This is a genomic window from Halorubellus sp. JP-L1 (genome assembly GCF_011440375.1).
Lineage (GTDB): Archaea > Halobacteriota > Halobacteria > Halobacteriales > Natrialbaceae > Halorubellus.
In genome coordinates this window covers 215,772-231,550 of sequence record NZ_JAAOIR010000001.1, presented here as the reverse complement: position 1 = coordinate 231,550, position 15,779 = coordinate 215,772, and the positions used below count along the sequence as shown (strand labels likewise).

Annotated in this window: 12 protein-coding genes and 1 pseudogene; 4 read left to right on the top strand and 9 right to left on the bottom strand. The window is 69.1% G+C overall.

The window, feature by feature from the left end:
* Nucleotides 1-30: 30 nt before the first annotated feature.
* From G9C85_RS01120 to G9C85_RS01110, 3 genes are all read right to left on the bottom strand, one after another.
* Nucleotides 31-5,949, bottom strand: coding sequence for a CAP domain-containing protein (locus tag G9C85_RS01120; RefSeq protein WP_166036326.1), 5,919 nt, complete (start codon nt 5,947-5,949; stop codon nt 31-33).
* 646 nt (nt 5,950-6,595) lie between these two features.
* Nucleotides 6,596-7,111: a hypothetical protein gene (locus G9C85_RS01115; protein ID WP_166036325.1), complete on the bottom strand. Its 516-nt coding sequence runs from the start codon at nt 7,109-7,111 to the stop codon at nt 6,596-6,598.
* A gap of 318 nt (nt 7,112-7,429) precedes the next feature.
* Nucleotides 7,430-8,668 carry a PQQ-binding-like beta-propeller repeat protein gene (locus G9C85_RS01110; RefSeq protein ID WP_205254293.1) on the bottom strand — a complete coding sequence of 413 codons (1,239 nt, stop codon included), beginning with the start codon at nt 8,666-8,668 and terminating at the stop codon, nt 7,430-7,432.
* Between the two features lie 139 nt (nt 8,669-8,807).
* Between G9C85_RS01110 and G9C85_RS01105 the strand changes: the two genes are divergently transcribed.
* Together G9C85_RS01105 and G9C85_RS01100 are read left to right on the top strand one after the other, a co-directional pair.
* Nucleotides 8,808-9,683, top strand: coding sequence for a CbiX/SirB N-terminal domain-containing protein (locus tag G9C85_RS01105; protein WP_166036323.1), 876 nt, complete (start codon nt 8,808-8,810; stop codon nt 9,681-9,683).
* A 4-nt stretch (nt 9,684-9,687) separates the two neighbouring features.
* A complete protein-coding gene (locus G9C85_RS01100) occupies nt 9,688-10,851 on the top strand; it encodes a DR2241 family protein (protein WP_166036322.1) in 1,164 nt (387 codons plus the stop codon).
* Between the two features lie 191 nt (nt 10,852-11,042).
* On the opposite strand, the gene G9C85_RS01095 is transcribed toward G9C85_RS01100, so the two are convergent.
* From G9C85_RS01095 to G9C85_RS01085, 3 genes are all read right to left on the bottom strand, one after another.
* Nucleotides 11,043-11,375, bottom strand: a complete 333-nt coding sequence (locus tag G9C85_RS01095; RefSeq protein WP_166036321.1) for a putative quinol monooxygenase — start codon at nt 11,373-11,375, stop codon at nt 11,043-11,045.
* A 74-nt stretch (nt 11,376-11,449) separates the two neighbouring features.
* Complete coding sequence (locus tag G9C85_RS01090) at nt 11,450-12,010, bottom strand: hypothetical protein (protein ID WP_166036320.1); 561 nt, start codon at nt 12,008-12,010, stop codon at nt 11,450-11,452.
* 32 nt (nt 12,011-12,042) lie between these two features.
* Nucleotides 12,043-12,240 carry a methytransferase partner Trm112 gene (locus G9C85_RS01085; RefSeq protein WP_166036319.1) on the bottom strand — a complete coding sequence of 66 codons (198 nt, stop codon included), beginning with the start codon at nt 12,238-12,240 and terminating at the stop codon, nt 12,043-12,045.
* 136 nt (nt 12,241-12,376) lie between these two features.
* On the opposite strand from G9C85_RS01085, the pseudogene G9C85_RS01080 reads away from it, so the two are divergent.
* Nucleotides 12,377-12,733 (top strand): annotated as a pseudogene (locus G9C85_RS01080) (group 1 truncated hemoglobin); the annotation flags it as partial.
* A 61-nt stretch (nt 12,734-12,794) separates the two neighbouring features.
* On the opposite strand, the gene G9C85_RS01075 reads toward G9C85_RS01080, so the two are convergent.
* The 3 genes from G9C85_RS01075 to G9C85_RS01065 form a co-directional block, all read right to left on the bottom strand.
* Nucleotides 12,795-13,352, bottom strand: coding sequence for an NUDIX hydrolase (locus G9C85_RS01075; protein ID WP_193570580.1), 558 nt, complete (start codon nt 13,350-13,352; stop codon nt 12,795-12,797).
* Between the two features lie 103 nt (nt 13,353-13,455).
* Nucleotides 13,456-13,641 (bottom strand): hypothetical protein, encoded by a 186-nt coding sequence (locus G9C85_RS01070; protein ID WP_166036119.1) that lies wholly within the window; start codon nt 13,639-13,641, stop codon nt 13,456-13,458.
* Between the two features lie 68 nt (nt 13,642-13,709).
* Complete coding sequence (locus G9C85_RS01065) at nt 13,710-15,086, bottom strand: adenylosuccinate synthase (RefSeq protein ID WP_166036318.1); 1,377 nt, start codon at nt 15,084-15,086, stop codon at nt 13,710-13,712.
* A 252-nt stretch (nt 15,087-15,338) separates the two neighbouring features.
* On the opposite strand from G9C85_RS01065, the gene G9C85_RS01060 reads away from it, so the two are divergent.
* The gene (locus G9C85_RS01060) at nt 15,339-15,644 is read left to right on the top strand and encodes a hypothetical protein (RefSeq protein ID WP_166036317.1); all 306 of its coding nucleotides are present in this window, start codon (nt 15,339-15,341) and stop codon (nt 15,642-15,644) included.
* The last annotated feature ends 135 nt before the right edge of the window (nt 15,645-15,779 follow it).

Sequence of the window (15,779 nt, the reverse complement as noted above, 5' to 3'; positions counted from 1 at the left end):
CCGTCGGAAGCCCTCCGCGGGGGTGCTCGGTCAGCGTCGAGTGCGACCGAGCAACACGCCGAACAGCCCGAGCAACGCGAGCGATGCAGGCCAGACACCTCTCGGAGCTGCATCGTCGAGGTCGTCCTCGGTCGTCGTGAAGGGCGACTCCGACTCGGTCGTCGGCTCGGTGGCGGGTTCCGTCGTCGTCGGTTCAGTCGTCGTGGGCTCCGTCGTCGTCGCCTCAGTGGTCGTGGGAGCAGTAGTCGTCGGCTCCGTCGTCGTTGGCTCCGTGGTCGTCGGTTCGGTCGTCGGCGGCTCCGTCGTCGTCGGCTCCGTCGTCGTGGTCGTCGGTTCGGTCGGCTGGGTCTCGTCGCAGAAGTTCTGCGTCGCGAGTAGCGAGACCTGAGAGCGACCGAGGAGTCCCTCGGTCTCGCCGCCGCCGACGAAGGTGTCGTTGATGCTGTCCGTCGTGAAGTAGACGCCGATGCCCTCGCTCTCCCAGTCCGGGTCGAGGACGTTCGCGCGGTGCTCAGAGGAGTTCATCCACCAGGAGACGACGGCGTCCGCGAAGTCCTCGTTCGTGGTCGGGCCGCCGATCCCTTGGATGTTCTCGCCGTAGGCGCTACAGGCACCGTCGTCCACGACGCTACTGTACCGGTCGAACGGGCCTTCGCCGTCGGGATTGACGTGCTCGAAGAAGTCCCGGTCGGCCATGTCCGCACTGTGTGCGCGCGCGACCGACGCGAACGTGTCGTTGAACGCCAGCGGGTCGAGTCCGTTCTCCTCGCGGACCTCGTTGATCTGCTCGTGGATCAGGCGTTCGATCTCCTCGGAGTCGACGAGTTGCGGTTCCTCGACCCCGTGGGCGCCGATTGCGGGATTCAGCCAGAATATCGACCGGTTGGGGTCGTCGGGGTCGAACCCGTAGCGGTCGGCGTCGACGAACCCGGGGTCGGACTGGTTCAGTGGGTCCGATGCCGCGGCGACCTCCTCGCCGTCGGTCAGCGCGTCCAGGTCGCTGTCGGGGTGGAGCGGGTCGGTCTCGCGCTCGACCTCCTCGCCGTCGTCGAGGCCGTCGCCGTCGGTGTCAGCGCGCGTCGCGTTCGTCCCCAACTCGGCCTCGCGCTCGTCGATCAACCCGTCGCCGTCCGAGTCGACCGGTGCGCCGACGAGTTCGATCGACAGCGTCTCGTTCCCGTTCAGGGGGACGAACCGCCCGTCCTCGCTCGTCGCGTTCAGCGTGTAGTTGCCCGGTGCGAGTCCGCTCACGGTCGCGTTCACTCCGGGATCGACGGTCGTGACGTTGACCGTCCCGGACTCGTTCGCGACCGTCACGGTCGCGGCCTGCTCGTTCGGGTTCTCGACGCTGAACGTCTCGTTTCCGACGACCACGACGAGTGATTCGAGCGCCGGTGCTTCGGGTTCTTCGACGGTGAATTCGAACGTCTCGTTGCCGTCGACAGGAACCGCTCGGTCGTCCTCGGTCTCGGCCGTCGCGGTCCAGTTTCCAGGCGCGAGGTCGGTCAGGTTCGCAGACCCGTTGGCCGCGACGTCGAACGTCTCGCTGATACCCGTCTCGTTCGTAGCAGTGACAGTGACGTCGACCTCGTTTGGGTTCTCGATGGCCAGCGTCGCGTTGTTGACAGTCGCGTTCAACGATTCGAGCGCCGGCTCTTCCGGCGCTTCGACGGTGAATGCGAACGCTTCGTTGTCGTTCACCGGCACGGGTTCGTCGTCTTCAGTCGACGCCGTCGCCGTCCAGTTGCCGGGTGCGAGGTCGGTCAGGTTCGCAGACTCGTTGGCCGCGACGTCGAGTGTCTCGGTCGTGCCGGTCTCGTTCGTGGCGGTGACGGTGACGTCGACGTCGTTCGGATTCTCGACCGTGAGCGTCGCGTTGTCGGCGGTCGCGTTCAGCGATTCGGGTGCCGGCTCCTCCGGCGCCTCGACGGTGAACGCGAACGTCTCGTTGCCGTTGACGGGGACTTGTCTGTCGTCCTCAGTCGTCGCCGTCACGGTCCAATTGCCGGGCGCGAGGTCGGTCAGGTTCGCGGTGTCGTTCGCGTCCACCGTCAGGGTCCGGTTCGCGTCGGTCTCGTTCGTGGCGTTCACGACGACCGGCAGGTCGTTGGGGTTCTCGACGGCCAGCGTCGCGTTCTCGACGGTCGCGTCGAGGGACTCGAGTTCCGCCGGTGGCTCCGCCGCCACGGAGAACGCGAAGGTCTCGTTGCCGTCTATCTCGAGCGACCGGTCGTCCTCGGTCTCGGCCGTCGCGGTGTAGTTCCCCGCCGGGATTGCTTCGAACGACGCGGCATCGGTCGCCGGGACGTCGAGCGTCTCGGTCGCGCCGCTCTCGTTCGTCACGGTGACGGTGACGTCGACGTCGTTCGGATTCTCGACAGTTAGCGTGGCGTTCTCGACGGTGGCGTTCAGCGATTCGAGCGCCGGCTCCTCCGGTGCGTCGACGGTGAATTCGAACGTCTCGTTCCCGTTCACCGGCACGGCTTCGTCGTCTTCAGTCGACGCCGTCGCCGTCCAGTTGCCGGGTGCGAGGTCGGTCAGGTTCGCAGACTCGTTGGCCGCGACGTCGAGTGTCTCGGTCGTGCCGGTCTCGTTCGTGGCGGTGACGGTGACGTCGACGTCGTTCGGATTCTCGACCGTGAGCGTCGCGTTGTCGGCGGTCGCGTTCAGCGACTCTATGGTCGGTTCGTCGGGTGCTTCGACGGTGAAAGCGAACGTCTCGTTGCCGTTGACGAGGACCTGCCCGTCGTCATCGGCGGTGGCGGTTGCGGTCCAGTTTCCTGGAGCGAGGTCGGTCAGATTTTCGGTGCCGTTCGCACCCACCGGCAGGGTCCGGTTGGTGCCGGTCTCGTTCGTGACGGTGACGGTGACGTCGACATCGTTCGGATTCTCGACGGTCAGCGTCTCGTTCTCGACGGTCGCGTTCAGCGGCTCGAGTTCCGCCGGTTCGTCTGGTGTTTCGACGGTGAACGCGAACGTCTCGTTGCCGTCGATGGGGACCTGCCGGTCGTCCTCGGCGACCGCCGCCGCGGTCCAGTTGCCGGGCGCGAAGCCGGTCAGCGTCGCGGTGTCGTTCGCCGAGACGTCGAGCGTCTCGTTCGCCCCGGTCTCGTTCGTCACGGTGACGAAGACGGCGAGGTCGTTGGGGTTCTCGACGGTCAGCGTCTCGTTCTCGACGGTCGCGTTCAGCGGCTCGAGTTCCGCCGGTGGCTCTTCGGCCTCCTCGACGGTGAACGCGAACGTCTCGTTCCCGTTGACCCGGGCCGTCGCGTTCTCCGCGCCGGTCGCGGTCAGCGTGTAGTTACCGGGCGCCAGGTCCGTGACGGTCGCGATCTCCCCGGTGGAGACCGCGAATGACTCGACCGTTCCCGTCTCGTTGGTCAGGTTCGCCGTCGCGTTCACCCCGGAGGGGTTCGCGACGATCAGCGTGTCGTTCTCGACGGACGCGGCGAGGGCCGCCTCGACGGGGTCCGACGCGATGGAGACGTTGAAGGTCGGCTCGCCGTTCAGGGGAACAGGCTCTCCCGCGTCGGCGTCGGTTTCGGCCGTGAGGGTGTAGTTGCCGGGGTCGAGTCCGAGCGTCGCAGTCTCGTTCGCGGGCACCGTCTCGTTCCGGGCCGCGTCCGCGTCCGCGTCGTCGGTCGCGGTGACCGTCACGGGCGCGTCGTTCGGGTTGGTGACGGAGACGTTTCGCTCGCGCTCGACGACCGTCAGACTCTGGGCGACCGTCGGGCACTCGTCGACGGCGACGTCGAATTCGGTCTCGTTCTCCTCGCCCAGCGGAACGGTCGTCCCGTCGCCGGTGCTCGCCGTCAGCGAATACTCGCCGGCCGCCGCCACGACCTGCCGGGTCTCGCCCGCCGCGAGACCGGCCTGCACGGTCCCGTTCGGTCCGGTGACGTTCACCGTCACGGGCACGTCGTTCGGGTTCGTGACGGTCACGTTCTCGCAGTCCGTCGCGACCGCGAGCGGCGTGACCTCCGGCGGGTCGTCGGGGTCGAGTGGGTCCGTTCCCTCCTCGACCTCCGTCCCGTCGGAGATACCGTCGCCGTCCGTGTCGGGGTCGGTCACGTTCGTCCCGATGGCCTCCTCCGCCTCGTCCGGGAGGCCGTCGTCGTCGGCGTCTCTCTGGACCGGATCGTTCGGGTCGAGCGGGTCGGTGTCGTTCTCGACCTCCTCACCGTCGGGGAACCCGTCGCCGTCGGTGTCGTCGTCGAGCGGGTCGGTGAACGTGGACAGGACCTCTTGGCCGTCCTCCAGCCCGTCGTCGTCGGTGTCGGGGTCGTTCGGGTCGGTCCCGAGCCGCTCCTCCTGGGCCGTTCCCAGGCCGTCGTCGTCCGGGTCCGGCGGCGCGGGGTCGTCGGGGTCGGTCGGATCGGTGCCGCGGACGAGCTCCGCTCTGTCGGTGAGGCCGTCGCCGTCGGTGTCGGGGTCGGTCGGGTCCGTCCCGAGGTCGACCTCGCTCCCGTCGCCCAGGCCGTCGCCGTCCGTGTCGAACGCGAGCGGGCTCGAGCCGTAGGAGTTCACTTCGGTCCCGTCGTCGATGCCGTCGCCGTCGGTGTCGAGGTCGTTCGGGTCGGTGCCGAGTGCTCGCTCCTCGCGAAGCGTCAGGCCGTCGCCGTCGGCGTCGGTCTCGGCCGGATCGTTCGGGTCGAGCGGATCCGACCCCTGCTCGAGTTCGTCGCCGTCGTCGACGCCGTCGCGGTCCGTATCGGCGCGCGTCGGGTCCGTCCCGATCTCGACCTCCTCGCCGTCGTCGACGCCGTCGCCGTCAGTGTCGGGGTTCAGCGGGTCGGTGGACTCGATGAGGACCTCGGTCCCGTCGTTCAGGCCGTCGCCGTCGGTGTCGACGTCGTTCGGGTCGGTGCTGATGAGGCGCTCCTGGTCGTCGGAGAGGCCGTCGCGGTCGCGGTCGCCGGGCGAGCGGTACTTGTCCTTGCCCTTCCGCTCGCCGTCTCGCGTAATCTTCGACGGACTGGACTCCCCGTCCTTCACGGCCTCCTTCGTGGTCTCGGCGGCCGTGATCTGGACGAATATCTGTATCTGGACGATGTTCACGACCTGGACTTGCGTCACCTGCCCGAGGACGCCCCGGCAGGCGCCCCTGGCCGCGGACTGGATCTGCGTGACGCTCGCCGACTGGCTCTGGGAGAGCGCGCCGGACGCAGCACCCCCGGCAGCGATCTGTATCTGGACGACGTTGACGGTCTGACTCTGGGAGATCGCGCCGGCCGCACCGCCGTGGCTCGCGGCCTGCACCTGCCTGACCGTCGCCTGCTGGCTCTGGGAGACGGCGCCTTCCGCGCCGCCGAGGGCGGCCACCTGCACTTGCTTCACGTTCGCCTGCTGGCTCTGTTCGAGTGCGCCCTCGGCGCCACCTTTCGCCGCACCGTGAGTCTTCTCGGGCTTGCCGTCGCGTTCGAGCGCGCCGTACGCCCCGCCCTGGGCGGCCTCCTGGACCTTCCCGACGTCGGGGACCTTCTGCTTACCCGCGCCCCGGGCCGCGCCGGAGGCCGCCCCCGCCGCAGCTTGCTGTACCTGCGTCACCGAGACGCGCTGGGCCTGCGCGAGCGACCCGTGAGCCGCACCCCAGGCCGCGCTCTGCAACTGCGTCACGTTGGCCGACTGGGACTGAGTCAGTGCGCCGTCGAAGCTTCCGGCGACCGACGCCTGGATCTGCGTGACGTTCGCGGACTGGGCCTGCACGAGCGCGCCGTGGGCAGCGCCGCGCGCCGCGCGCTGGACCTGCGTGACGTTCACCTCCTGGTGCTGACTCGCCACGCCGACCGCGGCTTCCTTCGCGGCCGCGATCTGAGCCTGCGTGACGTTCGCACCCTGACGCTGGGCCAGCTCGGCCCCCTCCTCGACGCCTCGCTCGGCCGCGTCGCTACTGGACTGCAGGACGGTCGCGGGGGCGTCGAACCCCGTGACGTCTGCGGGCGTCTGCACGGCAGGCGTCGCCGAAACGTCAAGGTGTGTCGGATCGAGCGGTATCGACTCCTTGTTCGCCGTGGATGCCGCCGGGTGCGACGTCGCAGCCGAGTTCGACGTCGTGGCCGACTGCGTTATGGGGGCCGGGGTAGCGGCCGCGGGAGTCTGGGCCGTTGCGACACCGATCGCGGCGGCCGGTGCGCTCGCGACGACCGTCAGGGCGACGAGCGCGACCAGTAGCGGCTTCGCGGCCATCGCCGGTGGACGGTCGCGTCGACTCATCGTGCCCCTCGACGTGGAACCAGCGGGACGTTCGGACGCGTTCGACGCCCTCCGTTGCGGCGCGCGTTCGACCGAGCCTCGACTGGTTCGCGTCCAGTGACGACCCCCGGTACCGCGCTCTCGGCGTCCGCGACACCGGCGGGCCACCGACGACTGACCAAGTTCATGATAACAATTAGCACACATCGCTGGCTGGGGCTTTACTGTATTTTCGTCGTCTGCACCAGCTACCGCCCGAATGCCGTGGGACGCTGGTCCGTTCGTCCGAACCGGTCCCCCGAAGGCAGCGGGATGCGTAGCACTTTGCTCGAAAATATTACGGCGAACGCGCGGCGAGCCGTCCCCGACGGGGGAGCGCCGGAGCCGACCGAGCGGGCCCCGGTCAGGTCGTGACCGGGGACGTCGCGACGGCGTCGAACGCACCTTCGACTGCGCGGAGCGCGTTCGCGGCGTCGAGCTTCGGGACGACGACGGCGAGGACGTCGTCGGCGTGCGCGAGCGCGTCCACGGCGACGCCCTCGACGGCGAGCGCGTCGAGCGCGGCGCGGACGGCGTCCAGGTCGACGTCGCCAGTCGCGAGGACGGCGGTCTTCCCGTCGTCGGTCGCGCCGAACGCGCTCCCGGACACCGACAGGAGGACCTCGCGCGCGGAAGCGGTCCCTGCGTCCTCGATGCGTCCGACGCCCCGCTCCATCGTCACGCGAACGTCGCGCTCTGCGGGCGCGCGGTCGGGGAGGTCGTCGGCGTACCGGCGGAGCGCGGTCGCGACGGCGTCGGGGTCGCCGTCGACGTCGAGGTAGCGCGCCGCGGCGGCGTAGTTCGCGACGCCCGCACGGAGTGCGTCGACGAGGAACGGGTGGTCGCGGGCCGCGTCCCGGGTGCGTTCGGCGAGACTCATGCCGGAATCCGGGGCGCGCGCCGGCAAAAGCGACGCGGTCGCGGCCCGCGCTCCCGGGAGCGAAGAATGCGCGGCGTTCGGCCTCCCCGGGGAAGACGCGTCCGCGTCCACTCGAACGTCGCGTTCGCGTGCGAGTACTTCGCGGCGCCGTCGCTCTCCGCGTCGTCCCGGGCGCGAGCAGTCAGCGATGCGCACGGCCGCGACGAGTGCGGCCACGAGGAGGAACCGAGGACGCGCCGTACCGCCGTCAACACGTCGATCGTAGCGACTGCTGGTTTTGATCGGACTGCCTACTCCTCTAGCGCCCACCGTCTCGGCCTACCGCTGCGTCTCGACCCGGTACGCCGTGACTTCGTCGGCCGTCCCGACGAAGACGAGGCCGTTCTCCGGGTCCGCGGCGGTCGCGTCCACGCGCTCCTCTGTCAGCGTCTCGGACAGGAGGCCGCGTCCCGATTCGAGGTCGTTCGCGTACGCCATCCCGTACTCGTCGAACGTGAAGAGCAGGCCGTCGAGCGCGACGGGTGGCGCGTAGCTCGGCCCCGTCGTCGGGCGAGACCAGCGCCGCTCCCCCGACTCCGGGTCGAACGTCTCGACGACGTCGCCAGTTCGGACGACGAGGACGTCGTCCACCAGTCGCGGCCGGACCGTCGGCTGACCGCGCGTGCTCGCCGTCCACTGCACCGACCCGGAGGCCGCCGATACCGCCTGAACGTCCCCCATCAGCGGAACGTACAGGGTTCCGTCGACCGACAGCGGCGGCTTCACTGAAATCGCGTCGTCGAACCGCCAGCGTTCGGAGCGAGAGTCGACGTCGTACCCGACGACGGCACTCCCGAGGACGGCGAGCGTGCCGTCGTCGAGCGCTGCCCCCGAGACGGTCCCGTCGCCGCCACCGTAGCCCGTCGGCTGCCAGACGCGCTCGCCCGTCTCCCGGTCGAGGACCGCGACGCTCCCCCGGTTCTGTACTCCGTCCTGGTCCGGTTTCGCGTCCACCGCGCCCGTCGTGACGGCCACGACGTCGCCAGACGGCCTGGGGTCGTCGAACGAGTTCCCGTACTCGCCGCGCGCCGTCCACCGTCGAGTCCTCGATTCGCGGTCGTACGCCGAGAACAGCGCCCGTTCGTGATCGGCCTTCGTCGTGGCGACGAACACGTCCTCCGACGTGACCGTGAATCGGTCGACGGACCCCGACTCGTCGACGTCGATCGTCCAGTCCGTTCGGCCCGAAGCCGGGTCGATCCCCTGGATCGAACCCCACGAACCGACGTGGAGCCGGTCACCGTCGACCTCGAGTTTCCGCGCCTGAATGTCTCGCTGCCAGACTTCGGCGAGTTCCACCGCCGTGACCGCAGCCTCCGTCTCGGTCGGCTCCTCGTTCGTGGTCTCCGTCGACTCCTGCGTCGTCGGGTCGGCGGGTTCCCCGGAGCTCTTCGCCGTGGGTCCCGCCGCTCGAGTGGTCGTCGACCGACCGGTCGTGCTCGTCCCGTCGGATTCGAGCCGGAGGCAGCCCGCGACGGCCGCGAGCCCAAGACTCGACAACAACTGGCGTCGGTTCACGTTCCCGGCGTTCGAGAGCCCTGTCCAAAATTAGTTCGGCCAGACGACGTGTTTGGCTCGATCGACGCGGCCGGAAGCCGTCCGGAGCCGGAGTTCCGAAAGAGCAACCGTGATAGGGCGGTGGTACGTACGCTGAGACATGCAAGCGCTGGTCATCGTCGCGCACGGCTCGCACCTCAATCCGGAGTCGAGCACGCCGACGTACGCGCACGCCGACACCATCCGGGAGACGGCGGCGTTCGACGAGGTCCGCGAGGCGTTCTGGAAGGAGGAGCCGCATTTCCGGGAGGTCCTGCGGACCCTCGAGTCCGAGGAGGTGTACGTCGTCCCGCTGTTCGTCTCGGAGGGGTACTTCACGGAGGAGGTCATCCCGCGGGAACTCCGGCTGGAGGGCTGGGACCCGGACGCCTGGGCGTCCGACGGGACGAGTGCGACGCACGCGACGCTCCAGGCGAGCGACGTCGACAAGACCGTGCACTACTGCGGACCGGTCGGCACGCACGACGCGATGAGCGACGTCATCGTGCGACGCGCCGAGAGCATCACGGGCGACCCCGACGTCGGCGAGGGATTCGGCCTCGCCGTGGTCGGTCACGGGACGAAGCGCAACGAGAACTCCGCGAAGGCGATCGAGTACCACGCCGACCGCATCCGAGAGATGGACCGCTTCGACGAGGTGCAGGCGCTGTTCATGGACGAGGACCCGGAGGTCGACGACGTCACCGAGTTCTTCGAGAGCGAGGACGTCGTCGTGGTGCCGCTGTTCGTCGCCGACGGCTACCACACGCAGGAGGACATCCCCGAGGACATGGGGCTCACCGACGACTACCGAACGGGCTGGGAGACCCCGGAGAAAGTGAACGGCCACTACATCTGGTACTCGGGCGCCGTCGGCACCGAGCCGCTGATGGCGGACGTCGTCCTCGAGCGGGCGCTGGACGCGGGCGCCGACGTCGAGGCGGCCGTCGAGTACGTCCGCGAGCACACTCGCGACGCCGCGGCGACGGAGGCCTGATTCGATGGACGACGAGCAACTCGCCGCGCTCGCGGCTGCGGTCACGGTCGAGGACGACATCGCGTTCGACGGCCTGCACGTCACCCGCGAGGACGACGGCTACCGGTTTTCGCTCCCGGACCTGGAACGAGTCGGTCTCGACGAGGACGACCTCCGGCGGGTAGCGCGCGCGAACGACGAGTGGGTGACGAACTGGTACTTCTGGCACGACGTCGCGCCGCGAGAGGGGTCCGCACGATACGACTTCCTGCGGTTCCTCGAACGCGTCGCCGACCACGACGCGCCGACGCGGACCCGCGGCCGGGGCGGGGACGCGACCCACGGTACCACGTTCGAGCCGACGGAGGTCCCCGACCGGTACGACGCCCTCGAGCACGGGATCACCCGCGAGTGGGGGCAGCTCCACGTGTCGGTCGAGCTCGCCGAGGACGGCTACCGGCGGTACGAGGTCCGGCACGTCGCCGACGCGGACGCCGACCCCGACGACCTCGTCGACCACCTGGAGCCGCGCGAGGCTCGAGATATCGCGAAGTTCGACGCGCACGACCGGTATCGGCCGCTGAAGACCGCGCCGACGCTCGTCGACGGCTGGCGGTTCCCCGAGCTGACGAGCGCTGAGGTCCTCGAACTCGTCGAGACGGTGTATCCGGCGACCGTCGCGAACTGGCACCGGGAACGCCAGGGGAACCTCGACGTCGACCACTGGGAGTCGACGATGGCGCGCCAGTCCGGGATCTACGGCGTCGTGCAGACGTGGAACCGGGGCGAAGGCACCGAGCACGTCGAGCGCGTCGCGAACGCGTGCTGTGCGGACTCGCAGTGCCTGAAGCGCCGGGAGTGGCAGTACGACGACGACACGGAACTGGAGGCCGACGGCGGCGACGGCGCGTTCCCGTGCCGCGAACCGTGCTCGATGGTGGTGTCCGCGGCACGCCAGTGGACGAAGATCGAGGGCGAGGAGACTCGCACCTACGAGTTCGAGCTGACGCCGAGCGAGAAAGAACAGATCGAGGCGATCGTCGACCGGGTCGCGGACGGCGACGCCGGCGACGTCCGCGAGGCAGACTTCCGGGACGGCGCGAACCGCTGGCGCGCGCGATACCTCCGCGAGAAACGGATGGACGAGGACGGCAACCTCGGTGGCGTCCCGACCGACGACGCGGAGTAGGCTCACGCGGTCGGACCGTTCCGGCGGTCAGTCGTCGGCGGGGTCGCCACGCGCACTCGTAGAGTAGTCAGATCGCGCGGCGGAGGCCCGCCGGACAGTCAGATCGCGCGGAGGAGGCCCGCCGGACAGTTAGATCGAGTCGCCGAGCCCCGCCGGACAGTCAGATCGAGTCGCCGAGGTCCACCGGACAGTCAGATCGAGTCGCGGAGTTCCGCTGTCGTGAACGTGACTGCCTCGTGGTTCGCGACCTCGTACTGGTGAGTGGTCGTCTGGCCGTCGGCGAACTCGCAGACGGCGTCGACGAACGCCGCGTAGTGGTCGGTGTCCTGGTGGGAGCGGGCGGCGTCGACGTCTTCGTAGCGTTCGACGAACACGAGCGCGGGGTCGTCGCCGACGGTCGTCGCGGCCACGTACCCGAGCGTGCCCGATTCCTCGCGGCTCGCGGCGGCGACGCGGCGAGCCGCTGTGGTGGCTTCCTCGAACTGCGATTCGTCGACGGGGATCGTCGTCTGGACGACGAGCATCGACTACGTCGTCGAACGGTTGCGGCAAGAACGTTGTCGTCCCGTGGGGCGTGGTATCGCGGCTATCTGGTGCGTCACTCGGCGACGAGCGCGTAGATGGCGACGGCGACGCCCGCGAGGACGGCGAGCGCACCGACGGCGACGACGAGGTCGCCGATGGCGTACGCCGCGCCGACCGCGAGGAGGAGCGCGACCGCGCCGAGTCCGAGAACGGGGAGGCTCTCCTCGTCGAGGAGCGCGTCCACCGGCGACCCGGACGGCTTCTCCGCGCTCGGTTCTGCGAGCGTCTCGTCGACCGGGAGGTCGGGGTCGGGCGCCTGCACGATGCCGACGTCGACGGACGCCTCGGTCGCACCGTAGCCGGCCGAGACGTCCAGGGTCCCCCGGAGCGGCCGGGGGCCGTCCGGGACGGCCACTTCGACGACGCGGGTCGATTCCGTCTCCACGTAGAGGTTCGACTCCGCGACGCTGACGCCGCGTGCGAGCGCGTCGTCCGGGTGGACGTGGACGTGCGCGGCACGCCCGTGGTTCACGAACTCGAGCTCGAACGGGCCGTCCGTCTCGAAGTCCGCCGTCGCGGGCGCTACCTCGTGGAGTTCGCCGCGACTCAGATGGACGGTGAGCGTATCGACCACGAATCTATCTCACGACCGAGTCTCAAAAGTGTTCAGGCGGGGACGTCGTCGCGCATGTCCGGCGGGAGCAGGTTCGGGATGCCGTCCTCGATCGGGTAAGACTCGCCGCACTCCGTGCAGACGAGCGTCCCGGTGAGCACCTCGTCGTCGTCGGCGCGCTCGTCGACCTCCAGTTCGAGTTCGGACTTGTCCATCGGACAGCAGAGTACGTCCATCAGCGACTCCTTCATACCCGGAGCCTCGGGGACGGACAGCAAAAGGCTTCGGGAACGCGGTCGGCGAACGCGGACCGGCGGGCCGGTCCGCCGGGCGTTTCGAGACGGAACACAGTTAGTTTCTTGAACGACCAGGCCGGACGGAACGTCGATGGCAGACGAGACGCTGTACGCGCGACTCGGGGAGCGAGCAGGAATCGAGGCGGTTGTCGACGAGTTCTACGACCGCGTGCTGGGCGACGACGACCTCGAACATTACTTCGCGGAGGCTGACACCGACGCACTGCGGTCCCACCAGACCATGTTCCTCTGTCGCGTCACGGGCGGCCCGGCCGATTACGACGGCGACGACATGGCGACCGCCCACGACCACCTGGGCGTCACGCCGGCGCACTTCGAGCGAGTCGCCGAGCACCTCGACGGCGCGCTCCGCGAGTTCGACGTCCCGGACGCGGACCGCCGGGCCGTGATGGACGCGGTGGCATCCTACGAGGACGCGATCGTGACTGCGGACGACTGTCCGACGCCGACCGAGCGCTGTCGACTGTGCTCCGGGGCCTCCTTAGAGCCTACGCCGAGGGCTCTCGCTCGAACGCCTTCGCGATGCGTTCGCGGTCGGAGTCCCGCAATCGGACGTCGCCGGCGAGAACGTCCGCGACGGGCTCGCGCCGAACCTCGAACCCCTCGGCCTCGGGCCGCAGGTCGCCGGACGCGTCCGCGAGGTCGAGCGCATAGGTCGCGAAGTGATACGCGACCTCCGGCGTCTCGACGTGCCGGACCGTGACGAGCGAGAGCGCGTCGGGCGCGGCGTCGAGCCCCGTCTCCTCCGCGAGTTCGCGGAGGACGGCCTCGCGCGGACCCTCGTCGTGACCGGCGTGGCCGCCGGGGAGGCTCAGGACGCCCTCGTGCTGGGGGATCGGTTCGTCCAGCAGCAACACGTGGTCGTCGTCGCGGACGACCACGTGGACGGCCGCGAGCGGGTTCCGCGAGAACACCATCTCGCACTCCTCGCACCAGTCCATCGCTCCGGCGTCGAAATCGCGCGCCCCGACCGCGGTTCCACACTGCGGACAGTACTCCGGGTCGAGCGCGACCGAGTAGATCCGGAACCGATCGTAGTCCTCCATGTGCCACGGTAACGAGTAGTGCGTCGAAAGCGTTGCTACGTACGGAACAATCGGGAGGAACCGTCCGTGTGCCCGGACGAACCGCTCGCAGCGTAGAGAACCGTCAGCGCCCGTCGAGTGCCTCTGCTTGCTCCTGGACGTCCTGGATGGCGTCCTCCTGCTCCGAGCGAGAGAGACCGCCGGCCTCCGCGTGCCGACCGCCGTACTGGCGGCCGGGGATGGCGTTCCAGACGCTACCGTCGTCATCGGGCCAGTGCGACCGGACGAACGCACGGAGACGACCGAGCATGCCCGTTACGTGCAGCCGAGAACTAAAGAAACTAACTACTGCGTGGGCCGGTACGCTCCCGGTTGTGCTCAGTCGTCGTACGGCGACTCGACGACGACGGTCTGGTCGCGGTCCGGGCCGACGCCGACCGCGTAGACGTCCGTGTCGAGTTCGTCGCTGACGTACTCGAGGTACGTGCGAGCGTTCTCCGGGAGGTCGCCGTACTCGTCGACCGCGTCCCAGTCGACTTCCGGCCAGCCGTCGAACGTGCGCATGTTCGCCTCGCAGGCCGCCCACTGTTCGGTGGTCGACGGCAGCGTGTGGACTTCCTCGCCCCCGAGCGTGTACGAGTGCCCGACCTGGACCTCGTCGAGGCCCGCGAGGACGTCGACGTGGTTCACCGCGAGGCCCGTGAAGCCGTTCACGCGCGTCGAGTGCCGGAGCATCGGCATGTCGAGCCAGCCGACGCGACGCGGCCGTCCGGTGACGGTGCCGTACTCGCCGCCCTCGTCGCGGATGTACGTCGCGAGCTCCTCTTCGCGTTCGCCCGCGTCCCCGTCGTACCCCGGCGTCTGGCCCTCGACGCCCGCCAGCTCCGTCGGGAGCGGCCCGCGGCCGACGCGCGTCAGGTACGCCTTCACGATGCCGACGACCTCGCCCTGACCGATGACGCCGGGACTCAGCCCCGACCCTGTCGCCGCCCCGCCCGCGGTCGGGTTCGAGGACGTCACGTAGGGGTAGTTCCCGTGGTCGATGTCGATGATCGTCCCCTGTGCGCCCTCGAGCATCACGTTCTCGCCCGCCTCGTGCTTCGCCGCGAGGAACGGGCCGGCGTCCACGGTCATGTCCTCTTCGGCGAGCCGCTCGCCGTACTCGCGAGCGGTCTCGAACACCGCGTCCTCGTCGAACGCGTCCGGGTCCTCCAGGTCGTCGACGTCGACGCCGTAGACGTCCTCGAGGAGCGCGCGCTTCTGCGGGACGACGTAGTCGACGCGCTCGCGGAGCACGTCCTCGTCGAGGAGGTCGCCGACGCGGATCCCACGCCTACCAGCTTTGTCCTCGTACGTCGGCCCGATGCCGCGTCCGGTCGTGCCGACCGCGCTATCGGTCTCGCTCTTGACCTCCTCCTCGATGCCGTCGAGGACGCGGTGGTACGGGAGGATGACGTGCGCGCGCTCGGCGACGCGGACGTCCGGGTCCAGTCCGCGGTCGCGGAGGGCGTCCATCTCCTCGAACAGCGTCGCGGGATTCACGACGCAGCCGTTGCCGAGAACGCCGACCTTCCCGCGGACGGCCCCGCTCGGGACGAGCGAGAGCTTGTACTCGGTCCCGTCCTCGACGACGGTGTGACCGGCGTTGTCGCCGCCCTGGTAGCGGACGACGACGTCGGCCGGGTCGCCGTACACGTCGACGACGCCGCCCTTGCCCTCGTCCCCGAGCTGGGAACCGACGATGGTAACAGTCATTTACACCGGCGACTTCACGAGGCCCCGATAAACCGATTTCGATAGCGTCGGTCCCGCCCTCGATCGCGACTCGAATCTGCCGGATTCCGCGGGTGCGTTCGGCGCGTGCTCGGGACCGAAACGCGCGGGGGCGACGCTCCACCCGACCAGAAGACCTATAACCGGCGTGTGTCAAGTCTGAACACTGTTCTGTGGCCCCATGCCAATGGGAGAGTAAGGTTTAAAACCCCTAACGACAAGTTAACAAATGCCATGATAGACCGACTTGAGAAGGAAGTCGACATGCTGGAGCGGCATTTGCAGGTCCTGAAGATGGTCATCGAGAACGAGCCGATCGGGATCGTGAAGATGTCCAACGAGACGGGCTACCCCCACCACAAGGTTCGCTACTCGCTTCGCGTCCTCGAGGAGGAGAACCTCATCGAGCCCTCGAGCCAGGGCGCCATCACCACCGACCACACCAGCGAGTTCGTCGACGACCTCGACGAGAAGATCGACGAGATCGTCGACAAGATGGAGAACATGAAGATCGACGACGCCGCCGAAGTCGAGAACTAGGCCTTCGCTCTCTTCTCGCACGTACCTCGCGGCCAGAGCGACCGCGTTCGCGGGATCGCGAGCCCGAACGCGTTCGCAGCATCACGACGCGGCAGTATCGCGAGGCGCAGTATCGCGACGCCGAACTCCCGGCAC

What these genes read in the sequence shown, in the direction of transcription:
- G9C85_RS01115 (WP_166036325.1), bottom strand. Translation starts at nt 7,111, where the DNA reads ATGAGTCTCGCCGAACGCACCCGGGACGCGGCCCGCGACCACCCGTTC.
- G9C85_RS01105 (WP_166036323.1), top strand. Translation starts at nt 8,808, where the DNA reads ATGCAAGCGCTGGTCATCGTCGCGCACGGCTCGCACCTCAATCCGGAG.
- G9C85_RS01100 (WP_166036322.1), top strand. Translation starts at nt 9,688, where the DNA reads ATGGACGACGAGCAACTCGCCGCGCTCGCGGCTGCGGTCACGGTCGAG.
- G9C85_RS01095 (WP_166036321.1), bottom strand. Translation starts at nt 11,375, where the DNA reads ATGCTCGTCGTCCAGACGACGATCCCCGTCGACGAATCGCAGTTCGAG.
- G9C85_RS01085 (WP_166036319.1), bottom strand. Translation starts at nt 12,240, where the DNA reads ATGAAGGAGTCGCTGATGGACGTACTCTGCTGTCCGATGGACAAGTCC.
- G9C85_RS01075 (WP_193570580.1), bottom strand. Translation starts at nt 13,352, where the DNA reads ATGGAGGACTACGATCGGTTCCGGATCTACTCGGTCGCGCTCGACCCG.
- G9C85_RS01070 (WP_166036119.1), bottom strand. Translation starts at nt 13,641, where the DNA reads ATGCTCGGTCGTCTCCGTGCGTTCGTCCGGTCGCACTGGCCCGATGAC.
- G9C85_RS01065 (WP_166036318.1), bottom strand. Translation starts at nt 15,086, where the DNA reads ATGACTGTTACCATCGTCGGTTCCCAGCTCGGGGACGAGGGCAAGGGC.
- G9C85_RS01060 (WP_166036317.1), top strand. Translation starts at nt 15,339, where the DNA reads ATGATAGACCGACTTGAGAAGGAAGTCGACATGCTGGAGCGGCATTTG.